This window comes from Polaromonas sp. P1_F1 (assembly GCF_056405795.1).
In genome coordinates, this window is the sequence record NZ_JBFUBJ010000010.1 from 34824 (window position 1) to 59466 (window position 24643).

Annotated in this window: 21 protein-coding genes and 2 tRNA genes; 7 read left to right on the forward strand and 16 right to left on the reverse strand. The window is 61.7% G+C overall.

From position 1 onward, the window contains the following. Window positions 1-7 precede the first annotated feature (7 nt). The 4 genes from AC1DZE_RS21105 to AC1DZE_RS21120 form a co-directional block, all read right to left on the reverse strand. On the reverse strand, window positions 8-634 hold the full coding sequence (locus AC1DZE_RS21105; protein WP_457280737.1) for a LysE family translocator: 627 nt from the start codon (window positions 632-634) through the stop codon (window positions 8-10). A gap of 182 nt (window positions 635-816) precedes the next feature. Then, on the reverse strand, window positions 817-2004 hold the full coding sequence (locus tag AC1DZE_RS21110) for an ABC transporter substrate-binding protein (protein ID WP_477700508.1): 1188 nt from the start codon (window positions 2002-2004) through the stop codon (window positions 817-819). A gap of 196 nt (window positions 2005-2200) precedes the next feature. Continuing rightward, complete coding sequence (locus tag AC1DZE_RS21115) at window positions 2201-3778, reverse strand: benzoate-CoA ligase family protein (protein ID WP_477673303.1); 1578 nt, start codon at window positions 3776-3778, stop codon at window positions 2201-2203. 96 nt (window positions 3779-3874) lie between these two features. Further along, entirely contained in the window at window positions 3875-4366 is a 492-nt protein-coding gene (locus tag AC1DZE_RS21120) for a flavodoxin domain-containing protein (protein WP_477673302.1), read from the reverse strand. 134 nt (window positions 4367-4500) lie between these two features. On the opposite strand from AC1DZE_RS21120, the gene AC1DZE_RS21125 reads away from it, so the two are divergent. From AC1DZE_RS21125 to boxB, 3 genes are all read left to right on the forward strand, one after another. Further along, window positions 4501-5397 carry a helix-turn-helix transcriptional regulator gene (locus AC1DZE_RS21125; protein ID WP_477665943.1) on the forward strand — a complete coding sequence of 299 codons (897 nt, stop codon included), beginning with the start codon at window positions 4501-4503 and terminating at the stop codon, window positions 5395-5397. A 22-nt stretch (window positions 5398-5419) separates the two neighbouring features. After that, window positions 5420-7114: a 2,3-epoxybenzoyl-CoA dihydrolase gene (gene boxC, locus AC1DZE_RS21130; RefSeq protein WP_477669622.1), complete on the forward strand. Its 1695-nt coding sequence runs from the start codon at window positions 5420-5422 to the stop codon at window positions 7112-7114. A gap of 128 nt (window positions 7115-7242) precedes the next feature. Then, a complete protein-coding gene (gene boxB, locus AC1DZE_RS21135; RefSeq protein WP_477669410.1) occupies window positions 7243-8667 on the forward strand; it encodes a benzoyl-CoA 2,3-epoxidase subunit BoxB in 1425 nt (474 codons plus the stop codon). A 123-nt stretch (window positions 8668-8790) separates the two neighbouring features. Here the strand turns inward: boxB and AC1DZE_RS21140 are convergent, their stop codons facing one another. Genes AC1DZE_RS21140 through AC1DZE_RS21150 form a run of 3 tightly spaced genes read right to left on the reverse strand, consistent with a single transcriptional unit; the run spans window position 8791 to window position 11193 of the window. Beyond that, complete coding sequence (locus AC1DZE_RS21140; protein ID WP_477669411.1) at window positions 8791-9177, reverse strand: DUF488 domain-containing protein; 387 nt, start codon at window positions 9175-9177, stop codon at window positions 8791-8793. Window positions 9178-9226: 49 nt separating this feature from the next. Next, window positions 9227-10693, reverse strand: coding sequence for a TRAP transporter large permease subunit (locus AC1DZE_RS21145; RefSeq protein WP_477700509.1), 1467 nt, complete (start codon window positions 10691-10693; stop codon window positions 9227-9229). Next, complete coding sequence (locus AC1DZE_RS21150) at window positions 10690-11193, reverse strand: C4-dicarboxylate ABC transporter substrate-binding protein (protein WP_477673837.1); 504 nt, start codon at window positions 11191-11193, stop codon at window positions 10690-10692. The genes AC1DZE_RS21145 and AC1DZE_RS21150 overlap by 4 nt, the downstream gene beginning before the upstream one ends. A gap of 152 nt (window positions 11194-11345) precedes the next feature. Between AC1DZE_RS21150 and AC1DZE_RS21155 the strand changes: the two genes are divergently transcribed. Further along, window positions 11346-11422, forward strand: a tRNA-Pro gene (locus tag AC1DZE_RS21155). 108 nt (window positions 11423-11530) lie between these two features. Here the strand turns inward: AC1DZE_RS21155 and AC1DZE_RS21160 are convergent. Further along, window positions 11531-11974: a response regulator gene (locus AC1DZE_RS21160; protein WP_477648732.1), complete on the reverse strand. Its 444-nt coding sequence runs from the start codon at window positions 11972-11974 to the stop codon at window positions 11531-11533. Window positions 11975-12213: 239 nt separating this feature from the next. Between AC1DZE_RS21160 and AC1DZE_RS21165 the strand changes: the two genes are divergently transcribed. Next, window positions 12214-12290: transfer RNA gene (locus AC1DZE_RS21165), tRNA-Arg, on the forward strand. A 293-nt stretch (window positions 12291-12583) separates the two neighbouring features. Here the strand turns inward: AC1DZE_RS21165 and AC1DZE_RS21170 are convergent. Further along, a complete protein-coding gene (locus AC1DZE_RS21170) occupies window positions 12584-13288 on the reverse strand; it encodes a glutathione binding-like protein (protein ID WP_477669414.1) in 705 nt (234 codons plus the stop codon). A gap of 56 nt (window positions 13289-13344) precedes the next feature. Between AC1DZE_RS21170 and AC1DZE_RS21175 the strand changes: the two genes are divergently transcribed. Next, window positions 13345-14031, forward strand: a complete 687-nt coding sequence (locus tag AC1DZE_RS21175) for a hypothetical protein (RefSeq protein ID WP_457280747.1) — start codon at window positions 13345-13347, stop codon at window positions 14029-14031. A 90-nt stretch (window positions 14032-14121) separates the two neighbouring features. Here the strand turns inward: AC1DZE_RS21175 and AC1DZE_RS21180 are convergent, their stop codons facing one another. The 5 genes from AC1DZE_RS21180 to AC1DZE_RS21200 all read right to left on the reverse strand — a co-directional run bounded on the left by AC1DZE_RS21180 (window position 14122) and on the right by AC1DZE_RS21200 (window position 19869). Next, window positions 14122-15381: an acyl-CoA dehydrogenase family protein gene (locus AC1DZE_RS21180; RefSeq protein ID WP_477669415.1), complete on the reverse strand. Its 1260-nt coding sequence runs from the start codon at window positions 15379-15381 to the stop codon at window positions 14122-14124. A gap of 49 nt (window positions 15382-15430) precedes the next feature. Beyond that, window positions 15431-16522: a phosphotransferase gene (locus tag AC1DZE_RS21185; protein WP_477669416.1), complete on the reverse strand. Its 1092-nt coding sequence runs from the start codon at window positions 16520-16522 to the stop codon at window positions 15431-15433. 21 nt (window positions 16523-16543) lie between these two features. Beyond that, complete coding sequence (locus tag AC1DZE_RS21190) at window positions 16544-17269, reverse strand: Crp/Fnr family transcriptional regulator (RefSeq protein ID WP_477669417.1); 726 nt, start codon at window positions 17267-17269, stop codon at window positions 16544-16546. A 139-nt stretch (window positions 17270-17408) separates the two neighbouring features. Beyond that, complete coding sequence (locus AC1DZE_RS21195; RefSeq protein WP_477669418.1) at window positions 17409-18188, reverse strand: oxepin-CoA hydrolase, alternative type; 780 nt, start codon at window positions 18186-18188, stop codon at window positions 17409-17411. 160 nt (window positions 18189-18348) lie between these two features. Beyond that, a complete protein-coding gene (locus AC1DZE_RS21200) occupies window positions 18349-19869 on the reverse strand; it encodes a 3-hydroxyacyl-CoA dehydrogenase (protein WP_477673615.1) in 1521 nt (506 codons plus the stop codon). Between the two features lie 56 nt (window positions 19870-19925). On the opposite strand from AC1DZE_RS21200, the gene AC1DZE_RS21205 reads away from it, so the two are divergent. Further along, the gene (locus AC1DZE_RS21205) at window positions 19926-22061 is read left to right on the forward strand and encodes a type IV pilus assembly protein FimV (protein WP_477700510.1); all 2136 of its coding nucleotides are present in this window, start codon (window positions 19926-19928) and stop codon (window positions 22059-22061) included. Window positions 22062-22130: 69 nt separating this feature from the next. On the opposite strand, the gene AC1DZE_RS21210 is transcribed toward AC1DZE_RS21205, so the two are convergent. Both AC1DZE_RS21210 and lexA read right to left on the reverse strand, forming a co-directional pair. Then, window positions 22131-23138: a D-2-hydroxyacid dehydrogenase family protein gene (locus AC1DZE_RS21210; RefSeq protein ID WP_457280754.1), complete on the reverse strand. Its 1008-nt coding sequence runs from the start codon at window positions 23136-23138 to the stop codon at window positions 22131-22133. Window positions 23139-23813: 675 nt separating this feature from the next. Then, window positions 23814-24518 carry a transcriptional repressor LexA gene (lexA, locus tag AC1DZE_RS21215; RefSeq protein WP_477669422.1) on the reverse strand — a complete coding sequence of 235 codons (705 nt, stop codon included), beginning with the start codon at window positions 24516-24518 and terminating at the stop codon, window positions 23814-23816. Window positions 24519-24643: the final 125 nt, after the last annotated feature.

A 24643-nucleotide genomic window follows, 5' to 3' on the forward strand; every position in this document is an offset into this window, starting at 1 on the left:
AATCCGATTAGGTGTGACGGCGTGTGAATAACAAGAGGCTGCCCATCAGGGTGAATAAACCGCCGGAGACGCGGTTAAACCAGCGCACGGCCCGGCTGGATCTCAGCAGCGGTGCGATGCGCGCCACGCCCAAGGCGCAGCCGGTCAGCACGGTGAACTCAAACGCCATGAAGGTGAGGGCGAGGATGGCGAACTGCGGCACAAAGGGCGCGGCCGGATTCAAAAATTGCGGGAAGAACGCGGCAAAGAACAGGACCGCTTTGGGGTTGCTGGCGCCGACCAGGAAGCCGCGCAGGAAAAACGAACGGCGCTGGGCTGGTGCTTCACCTGCGGCAGGATCAAAGACAGCCGCTTCACTGCGGAAGGTCTTGATCCCCAACCAGATCAGATATGCAGCGCCAATCACCTTGGCTACGGTAAAGGCGGTTTCAGACGCCGCCAGCAACGCGCCTAGTCCCATGGCCGACAGCAGCATCACACACAGCACCGCGCTGACGCTTCCAGCCACCGAAGTCATGGCCTTGCGCGGACCATGGTTGAGCGCATTCGTCATGCACATCAGCATGGTCGGGCCGGGTGTGAGGATCAGCAGGGCGACTGCTGCGACGTAGAGGAGGTAGGTAGTGAGCGTCATGGTGAGGATGCTACAAGACAGAAAGCACACCTCATACCAGTTTTACCTAAGAATGAGGCGGGGCGGCCCATGTGACTTCATACCAGCATGAGCCGCGGGACTGGCTTTGCCAGACCGCAGGCGGGCGGCCCCCTCGGGGGGCAGGGAGCTACACGAAGTGAGCGACCGTGGGGGCCACGTCTTCAGGCCATCTTGCAGCCGGCGCCCGAGTCGGCCAGCGCCTTGGCTGCCACACCAATCACCTTGTTTTCCTTGTTCTCGACCACGCGCAGGTACATGTCCTGCACAGGGTTGTGCGACGGGCTCATGGTCCACTTGCCGCGCGGGCTGTCGATGACGGCGCCTTCCAGGGCTTTGTAGAGGGCCGGCTTGCTGCTCAGGTCGCCCTTCACCGCGTTGGCGCCCTGAATCAGCAGCAGGCCGGTGTCGTAGCCCTGCACGGCGTAGACGTCGGGCTGCAGTCGGAAGGTCTTGGCGTAGCTCAGGCGGAACTGGCCATTGCGCTGCGTCGGTAGCGAGTCGCTGTAGTGCATGGTCGTGATGATGCCGTTGGCAGCGGGGCCGGCGGCCTCGAGCACGCCTTCTGTCAGGAAGCCGGAGCCGTACAGGGGAATTTTTTCCTTCAGGCCCGAGGCGGCGTAGTCCTTGATGAATTTGGCCGCGCCGCCGCCGGCGAAGAAGCAGGCCACGGCGTCAGGCTTGAGCGCGGCGATTTCGGTCAGCAAGGCCTGGAATTCGACCTGCGGGAAGGGCAGGCCGAGCTCCTTGACGATGGTGCCGCCCGCAGCGGTATAGCTTTCCTTGAAGCCTTCAAAGGCCTCGTCGCCTGCGGCATATTTCCAGGTGATCCAGACGGCTTTCTTGTGGCCGCGGTCGACCATGGCCTTGCCCAGCGCGCGTGTGGGCTGCGAGTTGGTAAAGGACGCGCGGAACACATTGGGCGCGCACAGGCTGCGCGTGGCGGCGTGCACGCCGGCGTTGGGGATCAGGCTCAGCACGCCGGAGTCGCGGGCGACTTTCTGGATACCCATCTGCACGCCCGAGTGCACCGTGCCGACGAGCACGTCGACCTTGTCGCGCTGCACCAGTTTGTTGGCGTTTTCAATGCCTTTGGAAGGTTCGGACTCGTCGTCGACCTTGAAGTATTCGATCTCGCGGCCGCCGAGTTTGCCGCCTTGTTCGTTGATGGCCATGCGAAAGCCGTTTTCAATGGCGACGCCGAGCTGGGCGAAGGTGCCGGTATAGGGCAGCATGAAACCCACACGCACCTTGGCGGACTGCGCACGCACGATTTCGGGCAGCAAAAGGCCGGTGGAAGCGGCACCGATAACGGCAGCACTGCGGGTCAATACAAGTCGGCGTGAAGTCATGGAATAGCTCCTGGTTGAGACTGAAGACAGTGAGACGAATAGTAAGCGTGCGTTGTGTATGCAGCCCTAGTGTAAAACCCGAGATTGAAGATTAAATTGTTTACACCTAAAGCAATAGCCGTGCCCGATTTGCGCATTTTTTCGGCCCGCCGGCGCAGGGTATTTTCCGGCTGCCTGCTTCCCGGGGTTTTCCATGTCAGTGCGGCTGGCGCAGCTTGAAGCGCTGGATCTTGCCGGTGGCCGTCTTGGGCAGTTCGCTCACAAATTCAATCCAGCGCGGGTATTTGTAGGGTGCAAGCTGCAGCTTCACATGGGCCTTGAGTTCGTCCACGGTGGCGGCCTGCCCGGCCTTGAGCACCACATAGGCCTTGGGCTTGATGAGTTCGTCAGCGTCGGCCACGCCGATCACCGCCACTTCCAGTACGGCGGGGTGCGTCATCAGGCAGGCTTCGACTTCAAACGGCGAGACGTAAATGCCGCCGACCTTGAGCATGTCGTCGCTGCGCCCGCCGTAGGTGTAGTAGCCGTCAGCGTCGCGGGTGTATTTGTCGCCGCTCTTGGTCCATTCGCCGGCAAAGGTGGCTTTGGTCTTGGTGCGGTTGTTCCAGTACATGATGGCCGCGCTGGGCCCGCTGATCTGCAGCTCTCCGATTTCCCCGTCGGCGCATTCACGCCCGTCGTCGCCGATGATGCGCAGCCCGTAACCCGGCACGGCCTGGCCGGTTGTGCCGTAGCGCACCTGGCCGGGACGATTGCTTAAAAAGATGTGCAGCATCTCGGTGGAGCCGATGCCATCCAGGATTTCGCAGCCGTATTGCGCGGTCCATTTTTTTCCGATTTCAGCGGGCAGGGCTTCCCCGGCGCTGGTGCACACGCGCAGGCGCAACTCGGACTTCGCCGGCCGGGCCGGATCGGCCAGCAGGGCCGCATACAAGGTGGGCACACCATAAAAAATCGTGGGCTGGTATTTTTTGAGCAATGCAAACACGTCAGCAGGCGTGGGCCGCGCGGGCAGCAACACCGTGGTGGCACCCACACTCATGGGAAAAGTCAGTGCGTTGCCCAGGCCGTAGGCAAAAAAGAGCTTGGCAGCGGAATACACCACGTCCTCTTCCCGGATGCCAAGCACGCCGCGGCCATACAGCTCGGCCGTCTGGATCAGGTGGCTGTGCAGGTGTACGGTGCCTTTGGGTGCACCGGTCGAGCCGCTGGAGTAAAGCCAGAAGCAGACCCCATCGGCGCAGGTGTCTGCTATGGTTTTGGTAGCTTCTTGCGCACGCAGGACGCCACTCAGCGTGGGATATCGCGGGGATTCTTCAATGCCGGCGACGATCACGGTTTTTAGCGTGTCCATTTTTTTGAGCAGTGGCTCAAAGGCCGGGAGCAGGGCACTGGAGACGATAAGGCCCTGTGCCCGCGAGTCGCGCAGCATGAACTCGAAGTCGGGAGGTGTGAGCAGGGTGTTGGCCGCCACGGGCACCGCACCCGCAAGAATGCAGCCGAGGAAAGCGACGGGCCACTGCGGCGTGTCCAGCATGGCCAGCAGCACGCGGCTTTCAGGGGCCACCCCCTGGGCACGCAAGGCGTTGGCAAAACGGTGGGCCTGGTCGATGAGTTCGCCGTAAGTCAGCGCCTCGCCGGTGGTGGCATCGATGAAGGCGACCTTGCCCGCACGGCCGGCATTGCGCTGCAGCAGGTCGTGCGCGGCGTTGTAATTGCGCGGAATGGTTACCCGTGGCGGGCTTGCCGAATGGTCTGCGGTGCTTGCTTGCATGCTTGTCTCCAGATTGCTCTTGCTATTATTTTGGTAGCTGCTTGCGCATGCACATCAAGCGCTACGGGCCGATTTCTTATAAATTCATGATGCAGATCAAGCGGTGGCCGGGCTTGCTCCCAGCGTCTGCAGTGCGCCGGTGAGCCACTGGCGGCACCACTCAGTGCCTTCTGTTTCGGGCATGGTTCCGCTGCTGGCGTCGTGGCACCAGATATCGCCGATGCGCTGGGCGCCCAGGTCGGTCAGGCGTTCGTCAAATTTCTTGCCGCCGAAGCAGAAGGTCTGCATATAGGTGCGGTCGCCGAGCGCGATGACGCCGTAGCGCACATGGCCCAGGAACTGCGGGTTGGCGTTCAATGATTCATAGAGGGCGCGGGCGTTGTCGGGCACATCGCCGGAGCCGTAGGTGGAACTGCAGATGAGATAAAGTGCATCTTCTGCCTTTGAAGCGTCGAAGACGCTGATGTCCAGGTTGTCCATCAGTTCGACTTCAATGTCGTTGACCAGGTCTGCGCAATCCATCTGGATGGCCTGTGCCACATAGTCGGCGGTACTGGTCATGGTACCTACAAGGATTTTGAGTTTCATCAAGAAGTCTCCAAATAAAAGATGCACTAAACTGCTTGACATCAATTTAACCTGAAGTATACTGCAATTTAGACGAAATGCAACTGGCAAAGCCCTGAAAGGGCGACTTTTTACACAGGTGCTTCTTGGAAATCATGTCCGAACAGGAATCGAAAGCCACGCTCAGTGAACTGGGCGCCCGCGTTCGTGCGTGGCGCGCGCGCCGGGGCATGACGCGCAAACAGCTGGCGTCGGACTCTGGCCTGAGCGAACGCTTTCTGGCCGATGTGGAAACCGGCAAGGGCAACGTTTCGATCAATTCCCTGGAAGCCGCGGCCCGCGCGCTGAACATCTCTATCCTTGAGCTGCTGCAGGACGCGCCGCGGCCGGCTTTGGCCCGTGTGCAGGGCTTGTTGACGCGGCTGGATGATTCGCAACTGGACCAGGCCTACAGCCTGCTCGGCAGCACCTTCGGCCTCAGCGACTCACTGGGCCGCGAGCAGCGGGTCGCGCTGATCGGCCTGCGTGGCGCCGGCAAGTCCACCTTGGGCAGCCAGCTGGCGGCCGAGCGTGGCGTGCCTTTTATCGAGCTGGACCGCGAGATTGAACGCGAAGCCGGTACCAGCATGAACGAAATTTTGCTGCTGCATGGGCAGGCCGGCTACCGGCGCTATGAGCGCCGCGCGCTGTTCCGCATCGCCGAAGACCACCCGGATGGCGTTGTCATGACCACGGGCGGCAGCATCGTGAGCGAGCGCGAAACCTTCGATTTGCTGCAAAGCCGTTTTTACTGCGTCTGGCTCAAAGCCAGCCCCGAAGAACACATGGCCCGCGTGGTGGCCCAGGGCGACATGCGGCCTTTCGACACGACCCGCGGCGCGACCGACGAGGCGATGGAAGACATCCGCCGCATCCTTTCGAGCCGCGAAGCGCTCTATGCCCGCGCCGACGCCGTGGTTGATACCGCTGCGCGCACACTGAAACAAAGCCTCAAAGACCTGGAACGCGCCGTTCCCAAAACAACCGTCCGCGACACCGTCGAACGGGCATAACCGGAGACACCCCATGAACGCCATGACAGAACCGCTTTTATTCAAACAGGTCATCGAAGGCCAGGAGCGCGAGCTCGTGAGTTTCTCCACCCACCCCAGCAAATACCAGCACTGGACGCTGAGCGTGGAGGGTGACGTCGCGCGTCTGAAGCTGGACATCAACGAAGACGGCGGCATCAAGCCCGGCTACAAGCTCAAGCTCAACAGCTATGACCTCGGCGTGGACATCGAACTGCACGACGCGATCAACCGTGTGCGCTTTGAGCACCCGGCCGTCAAGGTGGTGGTGTTCGAGTCGGGCAAGGAAAAGATCTGGTGCTCGGGCGCCAACATCTACATGCTGGGCCTGTCGACGCACGGCTGGAAGGTCAACTTCTGCAAATTCACCAACGAAACCCGCAACGGCCTGGAAGACTCCTCGCGCCATGACGGCCTCAAGGCGATTGCCTCCGTGACCGGCGCGTGTGCCGGCGGCGGCTACGAGCTGGCCCTGGCCTGTGACCGTATCATCATGGTGGACGACCGTTCTTCCACCGTCAGCCTGCCTGAAGTGCCCTTGCTGGGTGTGTTGCCCGGCACTGGCGGCCTGACCCGCGTGACCGACAAGCGCAAGGTGCGCCGCGATCTGGCAGACATCTTCTGCACCACCAGCGAAGGCGTGCGCGCCGACCGCGCCAAGGACTGGAAACTGATCGACGCCCACGCCAAGCCGCAGCAGTTTGGCGATCTGCTTGCTACAGAAATTGAAGCACTTCGCGCACAGTCTACAAGGGCTGCAGCCTCAAAAGGCATTGAACTCACACCGCTGAAGGCCGTCATTGATGATGCCGGCTACCGATACAGCCTCGTTGATGCGCAGGTCGACCGTGAAAAGCGCATTGCCACCATCACGGTGAAGGCGCCAGCCGCAGCCATTGAGTCCACGCCCGATGCCATCGAAGCCGCAGGCGCCAACTGGTACCCGCTGAAATTGCAGCGCGAACTGGATGACGCCATCCTCAACCTGCGCACCAACGAACTGGAAGTCGGCACCTGGGTCATCAAGACCACAGGCGATGCCGGCCAGGTGATCCGCATGGACGAAACGCTGGCCAAACTGAAAGACCACTGGCTGGTCAAGGAAACCACGGGTGCGCTGCGCCGCACCCTGGCCCGGCTGGACGTCACCAGCCGTTCGCTGATTGCGCTGGTCGATGCGGGTTCGTGCTTTGCCGGCACTTTCTACGAACTGGCTCTGGCCTGCGACCGCATCTACATGCTGGACTTGCCCGATTCACCAGACGCCGCGCCTGCGCTGCAACTGAGTCCGGCCAACTTCGGCTGGTTCCCCGCCGTCAATGGCCTGACGCGCCTGCAAACCCGATTCTGCGAAGACGATGCCACCATTGCACAGTTGCAAAAACTCGGCGACAGCCCGCTGCGCGCTGATCAGGCGCTGGCGCTGGGCCTTGTGACCTTGACGCCCGACGACATTGACTGGGAAGACGAGATCCGCATCATGCTGGAAGAGCGTGCTTCGCTCTCGCCCGACGCCATGACCGGCATGGAAGCCTCGTTGCGCTTCCCGGGGAAAGAGACGATGGAGACGCGCGTGTTTGGGCGGCTCTCGGCCTGGCAGAACTGGATTTTCATTCGTCCGAATGCGGTGGGTGAGGACGGTGCCTTGAAACTTTTCGGCACGGGCAAGAAAGCCAAGTTCGACTGGAAGAGGGTGTAACCCCCCGAAGCGCCTGCGGCGCCTCCCCCCAGGGGGCGCCACCTGCGGCCCGGCAAAGCCGGTTCCGCGCTGGCACTGGTACTGACATTGCTGCTGCCGCCTCGCAACTTATTTGATGGAAGAACGCCATGAGCTCAATAGATCTGCAAGCCCTCATCCCCAACAACGTCCACCTGGGCGAAAACCGCCAGCTCCAGCGCGCGCTGGAGCACTGGCAACCCGCCTTTCTGAACTGGTGGGACGAAATGGGTCCCAGCGACTTCAAGGCCAAGGAAGTCTATTTGCGCACTGCTGTCGGCGTGGATGCATCAGGCTGGGCCAGCTACGGCTACACGCCCATGCCCGATTACCGCTGGGGCATCTTTTTGGCTGACAAGGAAGAGGGTCGCAAGATTGGCTTTGGCGACCACATGGGTGAAGACGTCTGGCAGGACGTGCCCGGCGAATACCGCTCGACCTTCCGCCGTCTGATCGTGACGCAGGGCGACACCGAGCCGGCGTCTGTCGAGCAACAGCGCCTCTTGGGCCACACCGCGCCGTCGCTGTATGACCTGCGCAATCTTTTCCAGGTCAACGTCGAGGAAGGCCGACACCTCTGGGCCATGGTGTATTTGCTGCATGCGCACTTCGGCCGCGATGGCCGCGAAGAAGCGGAAGAGCTCTTGATGCGCCACAGCGGCGATGCCGACAAGCCGCGAATCCTGGGCACTTTCAACGAGCCCATGGACAACTGGCTGAGCTTTTTCATGTTCACCTACTTCACCGACCGCGACGGCAAGTTCCAGCTCAAGTCATTCGCAGAATCCGCCTTTGACCCGCTGGCGCGTACCACGCGCTTCATGCTGACCGAGGAAGCCCACCACATGTTCGTGGGCGAGACCGGGGTTGGCCGTGTCATCAAACGCACGCTGGAAGTGATGAAAGAGCTGGACACCGACGACGTCGCCACACTGCGCAAAGCCGGTGTAATCGACCTGCCCACGGTGCAGAAATTCATGAACTTCTGGTTCACGTCGTCGTTGGACCTGTTCGGCTCGGAAGCGTCGTCGAACGCCGCCAACTACTTCAGCAACGGCATCAAGGGCCGGCCGGACGAAGCCAAGTTCGCCGACCACGTGGAACTCGAAACCGAGATGAGCATCGTGGTGCCGAACGGGCAGGGCGGTCTCAAAAACGAGACGATCTCGACCCGCAACGGCATGAATGAGATCACGCGCCTCGAGTACGTCAAGGACTGCAATGTCGGCGTGACGCGCTGGAACATGGGCATCAAGCGCGCGGGTGTGGATTTTGAGTTGACCCTGCCGTCCACACGTTTTCGCCGCGCGGTCGGCGCCTGGGCCGGTAATTTCACCGACCCGCAGGGCAACCCGATCAGCGCCGCCGATTTCGAAGCGAAAAAAGACCAGTGGCTGCCCACGCCGGCCGATACGGCATTTGTCAAAAGCCTGATGAACCGAGTTACCGAACCCGGCAAGATGGCCGCCTGGATCGCGCCGCCGGACCGCGGTATCAACGCCAACCCCTTGGAGTACGAATACGTCAAATTGTGAATATGGCCCCCACGGTCGCTCACTTCGTGTAGTTCCCTGCCCCCCGAGGGGCCGCTGCGCCTGCGGTCTGGCAAAGCCAGTCCCGCGGCCCCGGCTTGATTTGACGTGACCGCTTCACCAGCCTCAGGCGATATTTGCGCCGCGTTCTTTGAGTAAGTCCCGCAGTAGCGAGCGATGGCAACGCGCCTCGTTTTCGCAATAGCAGCCCATGGCGAAATTCGCCTGGTGTGACAGCGCCGCCAGCAGGTCCAGGTTGCGGCTGGCATCGGGTTCGTTCATTTCAGCCCGGTATTTTTTGCTGAAGGCTGCCCAGTCCTTGTCGGAGTTAACCGACTGGCCCAACTTCATGGTTTCCACGCTGGGCGCGAGGCTGGGGTACCAGACGTCATACCAGTCCTGCGAGGCGAACTCGGTTTTCGGCACGCCGCGCGGCGGTCTTCGCACCGTGCCTATGCGCAAACCTTCGTTGGCACTTCGCGCCGTGCCCAGCCTGACGATCCTGATGGCCATTACGGTCTCCTTTTTGGCGAACGGTTCAAGAACCCTGTTCTGGAACGACTCAGGGCGCGGCGGCGGTGCCCGGCTCAGGGGACTCAACGCGCGACATCTCCCGCATCTGGCGCGCGATCTCATCTTCGGCCATTGGCGCTTTCTCAGAAGCCACAGGGGCCGGCGTGTCCAGCCAATGCACCGCGGCCGGAAAGGCGAACACCACCACCGTGAGCGCCACCTGCACCAGCAGCATGGGCCATAGCGCGCCCAACAGGCGCCGGCTCGAAACGGCCGGCAGGCCCGAGCGGGCCCGGGCCATCAGCACGGCATAGCCCATGGGCGGTATCAGGAAACTCAGCTGCAGCACCAGCAGCAGCAACACTGCCGCCTGCTGGGCATCGCCCAGCCGCGCGATCAGCGCCGGCGCGACGATGGGCACGATGACAAAAATCATTTCGAACGCATCCAGCACCCAGGCGCACGAGGCCACCAGCAGCAGTACCAGGGCCGCCGTCACGCCCGGCGGTAGCGTGGAGCCCAGCAGCAGGCCGTTGAGCCAGCGGTCGGTGCCGAACACCCGGAAGACCAGGCTGAAGGTAGTGGCACCCACCAGGAGTGCAAACAGGGCACCGCTGAGCTTGAGCGTGTCGGCCAGCACCGCTTGCCAGCCTGCCGCCGAAATCGAGCGGCCCGCGAGGGCGGCTGCGACCAGCAGCATGGCACCCGTGGCCGCCGCTTCCACCGCATAGAGCTTGCCGGTAAAGACGCCGGCCAACAGCAGCACGATGGTGCCGCCCGCGAGCAGGGCGACTGCCACCTGCGCACGGCTGAGCGGGGTGTGCTGCGGCTTTTCCTGAAGCTTTCGCGCCTGGCGCCAGGCCACTAGGGCCCAGAGCGCCAGTACGCACAGGGCGGGCAACAGCGCGGCATGCATCACGTCCTGGGTGTTGATGATGCGCTGGCCGGCCTGCAGGTAGCCCGGCAGCCGGCTGGCTTCCAGGTGCGCCAGCATCATGGCATCGCCCAGCAGCAGCAAGACCAGAGAAGGCGGCACTACCACGCCTATGGTGGCGGCCACACTGATGATGGAGATGGCCTGCGCGGTGTCCAGGTGCGCCATGCGCGGTGCTATCAGGCGCGAAAGCAGGGCCGAACTGGAAGCGACCGAGCCGTTCATGGGCGCGATAAGGGCGCCGACACCCAGGGCCGAGAGGGCGTGCGCGCCGGCCAGGGGCCGGAACAGCCGCAGCAAGGCGGAGAACAGGGCGTCGGCCACTGTCAGGCGCTGCAGCAACACGCCCATGAAGACATACAGCGGCATAGCCTGCAGCAAATCGTTTTCCAGCAGGCCCAGTGTTCGCACGGGCAGGGCCTGCAAGATCTGGAGGTCAAAAGCGCCTGCGGCCAGGCCCAACGTGGCGAATAAGCTGGAGACGCCGATCAGCAAGGCCCAGACCGGCAGGCCGGTGGCGAGAATCAGCACGCCCAGGAGCAGAAGCATCCACAAGCCCGCGAGGGGGCCGGTGAAACTCATGGCGAGCCCGGCGCGCGGCCGTGCGGCAGGAGTTCGAGCAGGCCTTCCGCCAGCACCAGCAAGAGCATCAACACCATCGCGATCTTGATCACGAAGTAACCCGGGCTGAGTGTTTCACCGAACCGTTCGAAAGTAGCCACGGAAGCCACCAGTAGTGGCCAGCCGGCCCAGAGCATGAACAGCGCCCAGGGCGCGATGCAGACCAGCAGCGCCCAGGAATGCCAGCGCGGGCGGGGTGCGCCGGAAGGGTGCGGCTGCAGGGAAGCGAGGTGGGTATGGCTTCTGGAGGCCGCGGTCACGGCTACAGCCACGTACAGTGCGAATAGCACTTGCGCCGCATCATTGGCCTGGCGTGAGTAGGCCTGGACGAGTTCGCGCAGCGGCCATTGGGCCAGCAGCAGTGCCGCCAGCGGTAGCACCAGCAGCCCGAATACTGCTGTCATGCGTGTCAGACCCTTGTCGATCCAGGACACGGCCCCGGCGGCGGCCCGCATCATCATGCGGCGGCAAGGCTGCTGCCAGCCTTCCCCTCGGGCCGGTGCGGATCAGGCTGGGCAACGAGGCGAAGTTTCATTGGGTAATCCAGTGAATGGAAAAAATGAGGAGGGGTGCGGGAAAGTGTAGCGGGTTCAGGCTATAATATTTGACTAGTCGGAGTGTGGCGCAGTCTGGTAGCGCACCTGGTTTGGGACCAGGGGGTCCAAGGTTCGAATCCTTGTACTCCGACCAAAAATTCCCAGCAAAAAGCCCACTTATGTGGGCTTTTTCACGCCTGTCTGTTGGGGCGCCTCGCCAGTTCGGCCTTGGCAGCCCTCAGTCTCGCCAACGGCGGCGTTTTCAGGGCTTGAGTAACGACCCAAAGTTGGATGTGCGCCAGTATTCGCGCACCTGTTCCAGTTTTTCCTGAAAATCCCGAAAGTGCAGCGGCTTGCGCACGTAGCTGTTAAGCCCGCCCTGGAGCTCTTTCACCACCGGGGAGTATTTGGATTCGGACGTCAGGAGGATGACGGGTACAAAGAAGGTGCGGGGGTCGGCCCGCATGCGCTGCATGACTTCCAGCCCGCTGAGGCCGGGCAAATTCAGGTCCAGCATGACGAGTTCGGGCGGATGGTCGTTGGGCCGGTTGCTGTAAGCACCTTCGCAGAAAAGGTATTCCAGGGCTTCCGTGCCGTCGCGGGCAACGATGATTTCATGGTCCGCACCGTTTTCCTGCAATGTCACCGTGGTGAGCTCTACATGGGCAGGGTTGTCTTCCACCAGCAGCAGGATTGGTCGGGTCATGTGCGTGCCTTTGCGTTTCTTTCGTGTAGACAATATACCCCTGACAGGGAGCCAGCCATAGGTGAGTCATTGCGGTGTGTGAGAACCACAACAAACCGCCGTGTCCGAATCACTGCGTGCCGGACATGTCCGACCCTGTTGCCCGGGGTATCCGGCAGGCGTTTGAAGGTATGATTCGCGACGAACTGAATCCTGCAGTTCGCACGTTTGCGGCTCCGCCGCGCTGACACACATACAGACTGCCCGTAGCTCAGTTGGATAGAGCATCAGCCTTCTAAGCTGAGGGTCGGGGGTTCGATCCCCTCCGGGCAGGCCAATCGACCGCTTCAAGCTACTGCGGACCCGTGATCAAAGCCAATACGTTCCTCGCGATCCTCACGTACCCGAAGGTACGTTCCGGTCGCTGCGGTACGGTTTGGCTTTGCTGACGGGTCCTCGCTACGCTTGCTATCGGCCGATTTTCTTGTCTGGGCGTCAGCTCGATGCGCTTTTATCCTTACTTACCGCTCCGGCTCTTCCGGTGCGGCTCGGGCTTGCTGACGCGTTCTCGCTACGCGATCTGATCCCAAATCGGGGGACAACGCTCCTGGTATCGGATCGCCGCCGGACTCAACGTTTTTCGTACTGCGTCTTGCCAAACAGGATTTCCCGCGCCTTGTCGTCGGTGATGGGCCTGCGCAGATCGGCCAGTACCTTGACGCCACGCTGCACGGCGGGGCGGTCGCTGATCAGGTCAAACCATTTCTTGAGGTGAGGGTAGTCGGCCCAGTCGATGCCGTGGTTTTGCCAATTGCGCAGCCAGGGGAAGATGGCGATGTCGGCGATGGTGTATTCATCGCAGGCGATGAACTTGTGGGTGGAAAGCTGCTTGTCCATCACGCCGTAAAGCCGCTTCGTTTCATTCGTGTAGCGGTTGATGGCGTAGTCGATTTTCTCGGGCGCGTACTGCCGGAAATGGTGGGTTTGCCCGATCATGGGGCCGACGCCGCCCATCTGGAACATCAGCCACTGCAGCACCTGGAATTTGAGGCGGTCGCTTTTTGGCAAAAACTGGCCGGTTTTTGCGGCCAGGTACAGCAGGATGGCGCCGGATTCAAACACCGGGATCGGCTTGCCGTCGGGGCCGACCGGGTCAACCAGCGCAGGAATCTTGTTATTCGGGCTGATAGCCAGAAATTCGGGCTTGAACTGGTCGCCGGTGCCGATATTGACTGGAATCGCTTGCCAGTCCCGGTCCAGCTGCAGCCCGCATTCTTCCAGCATGATGTGGACCTTGTGGCCGTTCGGTGTGGGCCAGGAGTAAACATTGATCATTGGCGCTTCCTTGGACTAACATGAGGTTGCTGCACTTTAAGAGAAAAGCCAAAACCATGTTTGAGCGGTTGAAGAAAGTCTTTGTCGGGGGTAAGGGGGATGCGGGCGACGCCGGCGCCTCCGACGATGCCGTGTCCGAGTGGGCCGGTACCCGCGGCTTTTCTTATACCGGCCTGGGGGAAGGCAAGGGTTTTGCCCTGAAAGGTTCCGTGAGTGGCAAACCCTGGAAGATGGAGCGTGGCCGGGCCTCGCGCGACTACATCCGCGGCGAAGAACTCCGCGCCCGCGGTGAGATCAAGGTCAACGACGACGTCACGGTGCTGGTCATGAACCGGGCACTGAAGGATTCACTTGAAAAACGTGCTTACCAGGCCTATACCGACACCCTGCAGACCACCGCAGACCTGAGCATGCCGGAAGAGGTGCGCTGGCTGGCCATGTATTCGGAAGTAGGTTGGGAAAGCCTGCCCAAGCCGTTCTGGCAGCGCTACGCAGTCATGGCAGACCAGCGTGTGCATGCGCAGGCCTGGCTGGACACCCACCTGGTCGACTTGCTGATGAACTGGCCGGAGCCATCACCAGATGCGCAAGTGCCTTTTATCCTGATGATTCTGCGCGGCAAGGCTTACCTGCGCATGCAATACACCCCCGCCGACATGCCGACGCTGGAACATGCGGCCCAGATCTTCACGAGCGCCTGCGAATCGGCCATTGCAGGCCTGTCCAACGACATCACGCTCTGATCGCATTGCCATTTTCAGGGTGAAATTGGCACTTTAGCCGTATGGGGTGAGCGCGAGTAGCTATTGATTTAATAGCAAAATTTGAGCGTATCAGCCGCCACGCGTTATGGGCATCTCGATTTCGCCGGGCATCAGCAAGTGCTTGGCCAGCTCAAGCTTGGCCAGAGAAGCTCGATGCACCTCGTCCGGGCCGTCGGCCAGGCGCAGGGTGCGCTGGCTGGCGTAGGCATAGGCCAGCGGGAAGTCGTCCGACACACCGCCTCCGCCGTGGGCCTGGATGGCCCAGTCGATGATCTGGCAGGCCATGTTGGGCGCCACCACCTTGATCATGGCGATCTCGGCCTTGGCAACCTTATTCCCAACGGTGTCCATCATGTAGGCCGCCTTGAGCGTCAGCAGGCGGGCCTGCTCGATCATGCAGCGGGCTTCGGCAATGCGCTCGTGCCAGACCGACTGGCTTGCGATCGGTTTGCCGAAAGCCACGCGGGTATTGAGGCGCTTGCACATCAGCTCCAGCGCGCGCTCGGCAATGCCGATGCTGCGCATGCAGTGGTGAATGCGTCCGGGCCCGAGGCGCCCCTGGGCAATTTCGAAACCACGGCCTTCGCCCAGCATCAAATTGGCGGCGGGCACGCGCACATTCGTCAGGCGCACTTCCATGTGGCCGTGCGGGGCGTCGTCGTAGCCGAAGACCGACAGCGGGCGGATGACCTCGATGCCGGGCGTGTTGGCGGGCACCAGGATCATGGACTGCTGTTCGTGGCGGCCGGCGTCGGGGTTGGTTTTACCCATGACGATGTAGATGGCACAGCGCGGATCGCCCGCGCCGGATGACCACCACTTGAGGCCGTTGAGGACGTAGTCGTCGCCGTCGCGCTCGATGCGGCACTGGATGTTGGTGGCGTCGGACGAAGCGACTTCCGGCTCGGTCATCAGGAAGGCAGAACGGATCTCGCCCTTGAGCAGCGGATCCAGCCACTGGTCCTTGTTGGCTTCGGAGCCGTAGCGGGCGATGGTTTCCATGTTGCCGGTGTCGGGCGCCGAGCAATTGAACACCTCGGCCGCAAAGGGCACGCGGCCCATGATTTCGCACAGCGGCGCGTATTCGAGGTTGGACAGACCTTCAGGGGCGCGCGGCGAGTGCGGCAAAAACAGGTTCCACAGGCCGGCGGCACGCGCCTTGGGTTTGAGCTCCTCGACCAGCCTGGTCGGGATCCAGGCATTGCCCTTGGCGCGGTTCTCGGCGATTTCGCGGAAAAAGCGGGCCTCATTGGGGTAAACATGCTCGTCCATGAACTTGAGCAGGCGCGCCCGCAGTTCCTGTACTTTGGGGGTGTAGTTGAAGTCCATGAAATCTCCAGAAAGATGTGAGGCGATGTTGTTATGAGACAGCGGTCGTTCAGCCCTGGCTTTTCAGGGCAAAGCCCCAGGCCATCCTGGCCAGCAGCGGCGCGCCGGCGGCCGAGCTGACGGCCTGGGCGCTGGAAGCCGTGCCGGCCTCGACGCGCTTGGCAATGCCTTGCAGAATGGCCGCGATGCGAAACAGGTTGTAGGCCATGTAGAAGTTCCAGTCGACCTTGAGCGCCTCGGGTGTGGTCAGCCCGGTGCGCTCGCAGTAAAGGCGTATGTAGTCGGATTCGGTGGGAATGCCCAGGCTGACCACGTCCAGCCCGCCAATGCCGCGGAAAGCGCCCGGCGGAATGTGCCAGGCCATGCAGTGGTAGCTGAAGTCGGCCAGTGGATGGCCCAGGGTGGAGAGCTCCCAGTCAAGCACGGCCAGCACACGCGGCTCGGTGGGGTGAAAGAGCAGGTTGTCCAGCCGGAAATCACCATGCACGACGGAGACCATGCTGTCGTCGCGCGCGCTGGCCGGGATGTTGGCCGGCAGCCACTGCATCAGGCTGTTCATCTCGGCGATGGGCTGGGTGATGGATGCGGCGTACTGCTTGCTCCAGCGGCCGATCTGGCGTTCAAAGTAGTTGCCGGGCTTGCCGTAGTCGGCCAGGCCCCGCTCGGTAAACTTCACCTTGTGCAGTGCGGCGACCACGCGGTTCATCTCGTTGTAGATATCCCCGCGCTGGGCGCTGGTCATGCCGGGAAGTGACTGGTCCCATAGCACGCGGCCTTCGACGAATTCCATTACATAGAAAGCGCGGCCGATCACGGATTCGTCCTCGCAGAGGCAATACATCCTGGGTACCGGCACGTCGGTGCCGTGCAGCCCCTGCATGACCTTGAATTCGCGCTCCACCGCATGGGCCGACGGCAGCAATTTGGCCACCGGTCCCGGCTTGGCGCGCATCACATAAGAAGCGGTGGGTGTGATCAACTTGTACGTCGGGTTGGACTGGCCGCCCTTGAAGATTTCCGCGGTCAGCGGGCCCTGGAAGCCAGGCAGGTGCTTGTCGAGATAAGCGGCAAGGGCTTCGAGATCAAAAGCGTGCGCACCCGAAACAGCCCGTGTACCGACAAAGTGATCGAAATTGCTCATGCTCAAACGTGTTGTCTCTGTTTATTTGTCAATTTCAGCTTCAGAGATGCGCATCAGGGTTGTGCGGTTGCGCACCACCAGGCCTCCCGGCTCGATCCGGATGGCTTCTTCGCGCTCCATGGATTTGAGCTCCTGGTTGACGCGCTGGCGCGAGGCGCCCAGCAGTTGCGCCAATTCCTCTTGTGCCAGCTGCAGGCCGATTCGCACCTCGCCGCTGTCCGCCAGGCTGGGCACACCGTAGCTGCGCACCAGGTGCAGCAGCTGCTTGGCCAGCCGCGCCCGCAAGGGCAGGGTGTTGAGGTCTTCCACCAGACCGAAGAGCTGCCGTATGCGCCGTGCATGCAGGCGCAACAGGGCCTCGTAGAGTTCGACATGCTGGCTCAGGATCTTGCGCAGATCGGCGCGCGAGACACACAGCAAGGTGGTCTCGCCATGGGCATAGGAGTCGTGGGTACGCCGCTCTCCGTCGAAGATCGCCACATCGCCGACCCAAAGGCCGGGCTCCACATAGGTCAGCGTGACCTGCTTGCCCGAAATCGAGGTCGAGCTGACACGAATGGCCCCACGTGCGCAAGAGATCCATTCCTCGGGCACGTCGCCGCGCGCGCTGATGAGTTCGCCGTCTTTGTAGCGTTTGACGTAGGCGCATCGGAGTATGTCGTGCCTCAGGGATGGGGACAGGGATGAAAACCAGCGGCCATTGTTAATGGCCTCTCGTTCCTCTATCGTAAGAATGGGATCGTCCATGGTCTGTCTTTTGAGTGACTAACAAGACGACCATTGTCGCTTGAGGGACCCGCCCGGCGCCAGTGGGCTGTCGCATGGGTGTCGCCCGGCCGGAGGCCTGGATTGTCGGTTGGGCAGCCCGCGACTGGCTGCCTGCCGCCTAGCGGTAGTGCGGCGTGCGCTTGTTCAGGAAGGCGTCTATGCCTTCACCCGCGTTGGCGTCGTGCAGGTTGCGCACGAAGTGATCACGTTCGTGGGTGAGCTGCTCGGTCAGCGTGCTGCCGGCTGCGTCGTTGATGAGTTCCTTGATGCTGGCCAGCGCATTGGGCGCGCGCGCATTCAGGTTTTCGGCCAGTTCAAGCGCTTGGGCCAAGGCCTCACCCGGGGCCGCAACGCGGTTCACCAGGCCAAAATCGTGCAGTCGGCGCGCGCCTATGCGTTCGCCGGCCATCAGCAATTCGCTGGCCAGCGCACGCGGCAAGGCGCGCGCCAGGACCCAGCTGCCGCCACCGTCGGGTGAGAGTGCCACGGTGCTGTAAGACATCACGAACACAGCGTTATCCGCTGCAACGACGAAGTCGCAGGCCAGCGCCAGTGAAAAACCCGCGCCGGCGGCAGCACCTTCCACGGCGGCGATCACCGGCTTGGGATAAGTCCGGATCGAGTCGATCCAGTTGTGCAGGCCTTCAATGCTCTGGGCTTGCACCTCCGGCGCCTCGCGGCGGTTGGCTTCCAGTCGCTGCAGGTTGCCCCCAGCGCAAAACATGGCACCTTCGCCGGTGATCACCACGCTGCGGATGTCTGGGTTGTTTTCAGCAGCATTTAGCGCCTCAATGCCCGCAGCGTAAATATCGGGGCCGAGCGCGTTCTTGAACTCGGGGTTGCTGATCGTCAGGATAAGGGTCTGACCCTCGCTCGTACCTTTGATTGCGCCTGCCATGCTAGTTTTTCCAATGCATCGAAATAAGAAATAGGCAGGGACCAAGTCCCCGTACAGATCCCCTTGCCAGTGGGGGCCGCGGAACTGGCTTCGCCAGGCCGCAGGCGCCGCCCCCTCGAGGGGGGAAGGTGCTACACGAAGTGAGCATCCGAAGGGGGTGTTATTCCTCCTGGTGTAACAGGCTAAGGCCGATGGCGCCGCGCCGCCGCAGCCAGGGGGAAGGGCGGTAGCGTTGGTCGCCGTAAACGGTCTGCATGTTGAACAACACTTCCAGCACATTGGTGGGGCCGTAGCGGTCACCCATGGCCAGCGGGCCCAAGGGGTAACCGAGGCCCAGCGTCACAGCCGTCTCAAGGTCTTTCGGGCTGCAAATGCCTTGCTGGCAAATGTCGCTGGCGATGTTGACGATGGTGGCCACCACGCGCTGGGTGACAAAGCCGCCGCTGTCGCGGATCACGCTGACCGCTTTGCCGTCGCGGGCGAAGAGGGCATGGGCGGCGTCGCGCATGTCGGTACGGGTGGCCGGGTTGGTCGCCAGTACGCGCCGCTTGGTGGCTGCGTCGTCGATCAGCATGTCGATGCCCACGGTGCGGGCCGGGTCCAGCCGCTCCACGACGGCGACGGTGGTGATGTCAAAGCCAAGGGGCGCCACCAGCATCAGGGCCTGCGGCGATGCGGAGGCGCCGGTCTCAATTTTGGCGCCCAGGTTTTTGAGCAGTTGCAACAGCTCCGAGCGGCGCGAAGCACGCGGCGACACCCACACCGGCGGAAGTTCGGTCACACCAGGGACGGCCTGCTCGGGCGGAACTTGCATGGTGCCGTCGGTGTAGCGGTAAAAGCCTTCACCGGTCTTGCGGCCCAGCACTCCGCCGGCCAGGCGCTGCGCCGTGATCACATTGGGGCGGTAGCGGGCTTCTTGGTAGTACTGGTGGTAGATTGACTCCATCACGGGATGGGAGACGTCGAGCCCGGTCAAGTCCATCAGCTCGAAAGGACCCAGCTTGAAGCCGGCCTGGTCGCGCAGGATGCGGTCTATGGTGGCGAAGTCGGCGACGCCTTCGCTGACGATGCGCAGCGCTTCGGTGCCGTAGCCTCGGCCGGCGTGGTTGACGATGAAGCCGGGCGTGTCTTGGGCCTGCACGGGTGTGTGGCCCATTTGCCGGGCGTATTGGCTCAGGCCTTCGCACACAGCGGGACTGGTCTTCAGGCTGGCGATGACCTCCACCACTTTCATCAGTGGAACGGGATTGAAGAAATGGTAACCGGCAAGGCGTTCGGGGTGCTTCAGGTCTGCGGCGATGGCCGTTACAGAAAGCGAGGAGGTATTGCTGGCCAGAATGGTGTGCACAGGTACCAGTGTCTCGAGTTCGGCGAACAGGGCTTTCTTGACCTCCAGCCGCTCCACGATGGCTTCGATGATGAGGTCGCAGGCCGCCAGGTCGGTGAGGGTGGCGGCCAGCACAAGCCGGTCTTTGTGCCCGGCTGCCGCGGCTGCGTCGATGCGGCCTTTTTCAACGAGCTTGTCCCATTGGGCACAGATGGCTTCGCGCGCTTTTTCCGCGGCGCCTGCCTGCGCGTCCATCAGCCTGACGGTGCTGCCGGCCTGCACGGCGATCTGCGCAATGCCGCGCCCCATGGCGCCGGTGCCAACTATTCCCACATTCGTGTAATTTACTTCCATGCCTGAATTATGGCTGACCGTATTTGGCAGGGTACCGTGTCAAAATTGCCCACCCCATGAAACTTGCCAAGAAGCCTGTCAAATATCTCCTTGGCGTTCTGCTGATGGGCGTTGCCGTCCACAGCGTGGCCTTGTCGCTGGGGCGCATGCGCGGCGCCACCCTTGTCGGACGCCCCCTTGATGTCACCCTGTCGGCGCACCTGGACGGCACGGAAGGGTTGTCTGCAGTCTGTGTGGCGGCAGATGTGTTTTTTGGCGACAGCCAGGTTGCCCAGGACAAGGTACGTGTCATCACGTCGCAAGGCGCTTCCGGTGAAGCGCTGATCCGCATCCGCACAAGCTCCGGCGTCGATGAGCCGGTCGTGACACTCTATGTGCGTGAAGGATGCCTGCAGAAAAACACGCGCAAGTATGTGCTGCTGGCGGAAGTGGCCGGAGAAAACACCAGCCCGGTTCCCGTTGTCGGCGGAGAAGCCGTTGCGACTGCGCCTCTGGTGGCGCAGATGCCTGGAGTTGCTGGCGCCGGCGGTAACGCCGCAAAGGCACAGGCAGGCTCCGCGCCCTCCAGCCCGGGAAAAGCCCCAAGAGCGAGGTCCGGAAAAGTCCCGCCTGTCGGAGGCAGTGAATTGCGATCGGCTACCTCAGTTGGGTTGCTGCAGGCAACGCCTGCTGTTCGCGGGGCTGGCAAGTCCGCATCCGGGCCAGCGGGCAAGCTCCGTTCTCGCCTGAAACTTGACCCCATTGACCTGGCGGCCGAGCGCGACCCTGTGCTCCGGTCTTCGCCGGAGCTGCTGACGGAGCCCTCAACAGACGCCCAGCAGCGCGCTGCCGCCGCCGCACTGTGGCAGGCGCTTAATGCACAGCCGCAAGACATGGTGCGCGACAGCCAGCGCCTGAAATCCCTGGAAGCCGATGTTGCCGGCATGCTCGCGCGAAGCCAGAAAACCGAAAAAGCCGTGATGGAAATGCGCGGCCAGCTTGAGCAGGCGCGCGGTGAACGCTATAACAACTGGCTCGTATACGCCCTTTACGCCTTGCTGGCCGCCTCCCTTCTTGCGATCCTGGCACTATGGATACGTAGCCGACAGCAAAGCCGTGTCAGCCGGGGATCCTGGTGGGGCAAAGGGTTTGCCGAAGACAGCGCGCCTTATGTGACTGAAGGTACGGGTAACACCGGGAAAGCCTTCTTGCGCAGGGCCTCAGAAGCTGAATCGGTGAGCGCCGGGCCTTTGCCCGATTCGCTGGTTGATTTCGATCCCAGCGAACCATTTTTCGAGGCGCCGAAAAATACGCCGGCTTCAAGCGCCGTGGCGCGCCCAAGGGTTGCCGAATCCAGATTCCCCTCGGAATTTCTGCCTAGCCTGAGCGGTATCAGCAGCATGCCGCGGATTGTGAATGCCGAAGAGCTGTTTGATGTGCAGCAACAGGCCGATTTCTTCCTGTCGCTCGGCCGGCCCGACAAGGCGGTAGATGTTCTGCGTCACCACATCATGGACAACGTGGAAACAAGCGCGCTCGTCTATCTCGACCTGTTTGACCTCTATCACAGCTTGGGCCGCCGCGAGGATTACGACGCGTTGCGCACAGACTTCAACAAGATGTTCAATGCCAAGGTGCCGGCATTCGACGAATACGCGGCGGATACGCACGATCTGGAGTATTACACGGAGGCCCTCTCGCGGATTGAGGCCCTCTGGCCAACTCCCAAGGTGCTCGACGTACTTGAAGAGTCCATATTCCGCAAACCGGATTCGCGGGGAGAGGTCTTCAGCCTGGCCGCCTACCGCGAGCTGTTGCTCCTCCACTCTATCGCAAAAAGGATTGTTAGCCGGCCGCCCGGCGACGCCGAAGCACCGGTCAGGTTGTCGGACGCACCTTCGGTTCCGACCATGCCGGACACGCTCCCTGGCGTTGCAGGTTTTGGGCCTACCAGCATCCAGCCACTGTCAGCCCGGTTCCAGATCGTGGCGCCCTTGCCATCTCCTGCCGTGGCAGGTGCAACCGACCCGACACAGCCTCCCGCTTCCCCCCGGCTTGGTCTTGATATTGATTTGAGTGCAGGCGAGGGGGCGGACCTGGCCCCGTTTCCATCAATCGATGCAGGTGCGCAGCCGCCGCAATCCGCTGCCAACAATCTCATCGAGTTTGACCTCGACTTTCCGGATTCTTCGGGGCCGACGCAGAAAACTTGAGCGAAGTTTGAGCCTGGCTCGCCGGGAATCCCGGGTTTACGCGCACTTGATCAGGCTGCGCGTGTCACATCAGCGCCGTACTTGCAAGGCCCCCGGGTTGACGATATTGGTGGGCGTGCCCTTGATGAAGTTGACGACGTTGTCAAACGCCGCGCCAAAGTACAGCTCATAGCTGTCCTGTTCAACATAGCCAATATGCGGCGTGCAAATGCAGTTTTCCAGGCGGAGCAGCGCATGGCCTTGCAGGATGGGCTCCGACTCAAAAACATCGATGGCCGCCAGGCCGGGCCGCCCGCGATTGAGGGAGGCGATCAATGCTTCCGGTTCGATCAGCTCCGCCCTTGACGTATTCACCAGCAGGGACGTGGTTTTCATGCGCGACAGGTCTTCCAGCGTGACGATACCGCGTGTCTCTGCGTTGAGCCGCAGGTGAAGGCTCAGTACATCGCTTTGCTCAAAGAATTCGGCTTTGCTGGCCGCGACTTCAAAGCCATCGGCCTGTGCCCGCTCCAGTGATGCGTCGCGGCCCCATATCACGACACGCATACCAAAGGCCCTGCCGTAGCCAGCCACAATTTGCCCGATCTTCCCGTAGCTCCATACCCCCAATGTCTTGCCCTTGAGGACGGAGCCAATGCCGAAGTTGGGTGGCATCGAAGCTGACTTGAGCCCTGCCTGCTGCCAGGCGCCATGCTTCAAGTGGGCTACATAGTGCGGAATGCGGCGCATGGCGGTCATTACCAGTGCCCAGGTCAGCTCCGCGGGTGCCGTAGGAGACCCAATGCCCTCGGCAACCGCGATGCCGCGTTCTGTGCAAGCCGCGACATCTATATGGCTTCCGACACGGCCTGTCTGGGCAATCAGCTTGAGTTTGGGCAGCTTTTCAATAACTTGCCGGTTGAGCTGGGTTCTCTCCCGGATCAGGACGATGACATCGGCATCCTTGAGGCGGACGGACAGCTGGCCGATGCCTTTAACGGTGTTGGTATAGACCTTGGCAGGGTAGGCCTCCAGCTTGGCTGCGCAGTTCAATTTCCGCACCGCGTCCTGATAGTCGTCGAGGATCACAATATTCATGCCGATATTGTGCCTGCAAGATTTTTCTTCCTTGCCGCCGGGGTCACTTCCGACTGGGGATTTTGTATCTCAAGGAAACGCACCAGACGGCGCCGCAAAGCGCATAGGCCCGGGCTGAACTTCTGGTGGGATGCTTGCCGTACCAGTTATCTCAAAGAGGTTTCTCGCTGGCTCATGCGCTCAAGTTCCGCGCAGACGTCGGCCATGCGGCCGGATATCACCATGCGGCCAGCGCACGCTGGGCCGACATTGGAGTCAAACTCACGGACAACTCGCAGCCGGCTGGGTCGGGACGCCTTGACAGAGCGTTGGACGGCAAGAGCACCAGTGGCGCGGGCAGACGGGCCGCGCATTGCCGCGAAATCGCCGGAAGCAAAGGGTAGCGCAAGCTGGTGAGATCTGGGCTGTGCGCCGGCTGGCGCGGAAAAACGGCTTGCCCCAGTCATACCCTGCGCCGGCAAAAACAATGACACCAATGCCTGCACGGGTGCCAGCAGGACTGACGACATTGGTGAATGTGAAAAACTGATGATTCCCATGATGAACTCCTGTATGAGAGAGGTTTACACAGGCAGGATTGCAAACTGGCAAATTGCCAGGAAGGCCCCGACACCAGGGTGTTGGCCATCACAACGGCCAAACGCCCGCCACCTGGTGCGTGGCCAGGTGAGCTGCCTACATCAGCATCGTGTTGCGAATGAGGCCGACGGCCAGGCCTTCCAGTTCGAAAGGCTCGCCGGGCTCGACCACAATGGTTTTAAAGTCCGGGTTTTCGGGCAGAAGTTCGATCAGGTGCTTGTTGCGACGAAAGCGCTTGACGGTCACTTCATCACCCAGCCGGGCCACGACAATTTGACCATTCTTGGCTTCCTTGGATTGCTTGACGGCCAGCAGGTCGCCATCCATGATGCCTGCGTCCCGCATGCTCATGCCGCGGACCTTGAGCAGGTAGTCGGGCTGGCGCTGAAACAGGCTGCTTTCAAAATAATAGGTTTGCTCGACATGTTCCTGCGCGAGAATCGGGCTGCCAGCAGCAACCCGCCCCACCAGAGGTAGGGCGAGTTGGGCCAGGCTTTGCAACGGCAGGGAAAACTGTTTGATTCTGGATTCGTTCAGGCTGCGAAGGGCGTCATTGCGCAAACGTATGCCGCGTGAGGTCCCGCTGACCAGCTCGATGACGCCTTTGCGGGCCAGCGCCTGCAAGTGCTCCTCGGCGGCATTGGCAGAGCGAAAGCCAAGCTCAGCGGCGATTTCAGCACGGGTGGGCGGGGCGCCCGTGCGCGCGATGGCGCTCTGGATCAATTCCAGAATTTGCTGCTGGCGCGCAGTGAGCTTGGGAGCCTCAGAGGGAAAATGCGAAAAGTTATCGAGTGTGCTCATCACTGTTGCTCCTTGAATCACTGCTTCAGCCCGCTTGCGTATTGCCTGCTGGCTTTGGGTACGCAACGTTGCCGTAGCTGTTTTAATATCCAGTAACTGTATTTTCATCCAGTTTTTAAAAGATT

Bases quoted from the DNA above. Each gene is read 5' to 3' on its own strand.
- AC1DZE_RS21105 (WP_457280737.1), bottom strand. From the start codon at position 634: ATGACGCTCACTACCTACCTCCTCTACGTCGCAGCAGTCGCCCTGCTG.
- AC1DZE_RS21110 (WP_477700508.1), bottom strand. From the start codon at position 2,004: ATGACTTCACGCCGACTTGTATTGACCCGCAGTGCTGCCGTTATCGGT.
- AC1DZE_RS21115 (WP_477673303.1), bottom strand. From the start codon at position 3,778: ATGCAAGCAAGCACCGCAGACCATTCGGCAAGCCCGCCACGGGTAACC.
- AC1DZE_RS21120 (WP_477673302.1), bottom strand. From the start codon at position 4,366: ATGAAACTCAAAATCCTTGTAGGTACCATGACCAGTACCGCCGACTAT.
- AC1DZE_RS21125 (WP_477665943.1), top strand. From the start codon at position 4,501: ATGTCCGAACAGGAATCGAAAGCCACGCTCAGTGAACTGGGCGCCCGC.
- boxC (WP_477669622.1), top strand. From the start codon at position 5,420: ATGACAGAACCGCTTTTATTCAAACAGGTCATCGAAGGCCAGGAGCGC.
- boxB (WP_477669410.1), top strand. From the start codon at position 7,243: ATGAGCTCAATAGATCTGCAAGCCCTCATCCCCAACAACGTCCACCTG.
- AC1DZE_RS21140 (WP_477669411.1), bottom strand. From the start codon at position 9,177: ATGGCCATCAGGATCGTCAGGCTGGGCACGGCGCGAAGTGCCAACGAA.
- AC1DZE_RS21145 (WP_477700509.1), bottom strand. From the start codon at position 10,693: ATGAGTTTCACCGGCCCCCTCGCGGGCTTGTGGATGCTTCTGCTCCTG.
- AC1DZE_RS21150 (WP_477673837.1), bottom strand. From the start codon at position 11,193: ATGATGATGCGGGCCGCCGCCGGGGCCGTGTCCTGGATCGACAAGGGT.
- AC1DZE_RS21160 (WP_477648732.1), bottom strand. From the start codon at position 11,974: ATGACCCGACCAATCCTGCTGCTGGTGGAAGACAACCCTGCCCATGTA.
- AC1DZE_RS21170 (WP_477669414.1), bottom strand. From the start codon at position 13,288: ATGATCAATGTTTACTCCTGGCCCACACCGAACGGCCACAAGGTCCAC.
- AC1DZE_RS21175 (WP_457280747.1), top strand. From the start codon at position 13,345: ATGTTTGAGCGGTTGAAGAAAGTCTTTGTCGGGGGTAAGGGGGATGCG.
- AC1DZE_RS21180 (WP_477669415.1), bottom strand. From the start codon at position 15,381: ATGGACTTCAACTACACCCCCAAAGTACAGGAACTGCGGGCGCGCCTG.
- AC1DZE_RS21185 (WP_477669416.1), bottom strand. From the start codon at position 16,522: ATGAGCAATTTCGATCACTTTGTCGGTACACGGGCTGTTTCGGGTGCG.
- AC1DZE_RS21190 (WP_477669417.1), bottom strand. From the start codon at position 17,269: ATGGACGATCCCATTCTTACGATAGAGGAACGAGAGGCCATTAACAAT.
- AC1DZE_RS21195 (WP_477669418.1), bottom strand. From the start codon at position 18,188: ATGGCAGGCGCAATCAAAGGTACGAGCGAGGGTCAGACCCTTATCCTG.
- AC1DZE_RS21200 (WP_477673615.1), bottom strand. From the start codon at position 19,869: ATGGAAGTAAATTACACGAATGTGGGAATAGTTGGCACCGGCGCCATG.
- AC1DZE_RS21205 (WP_477700510.1), top strand. From the start codon at position 19,926: ATGAAACTTGCCAAGAAGCCTGTCAAATATCTCCTTGGCGTTCTGCTG.
- AC1DZE_RS21210 (WP_457280754.1), bottom strand. From the start codon at position 23,138: ATGAATATTGTGATCCTCGACGACTATCAGGACGCGGTGCGGAAATTG.
- lexA (WP_477669422.1), bottom strand. From the start codon at position 24,518: ATGAGCACACTCGATAACTTTTCGCATTTTCCCTCTGAGGCTCCCAAG.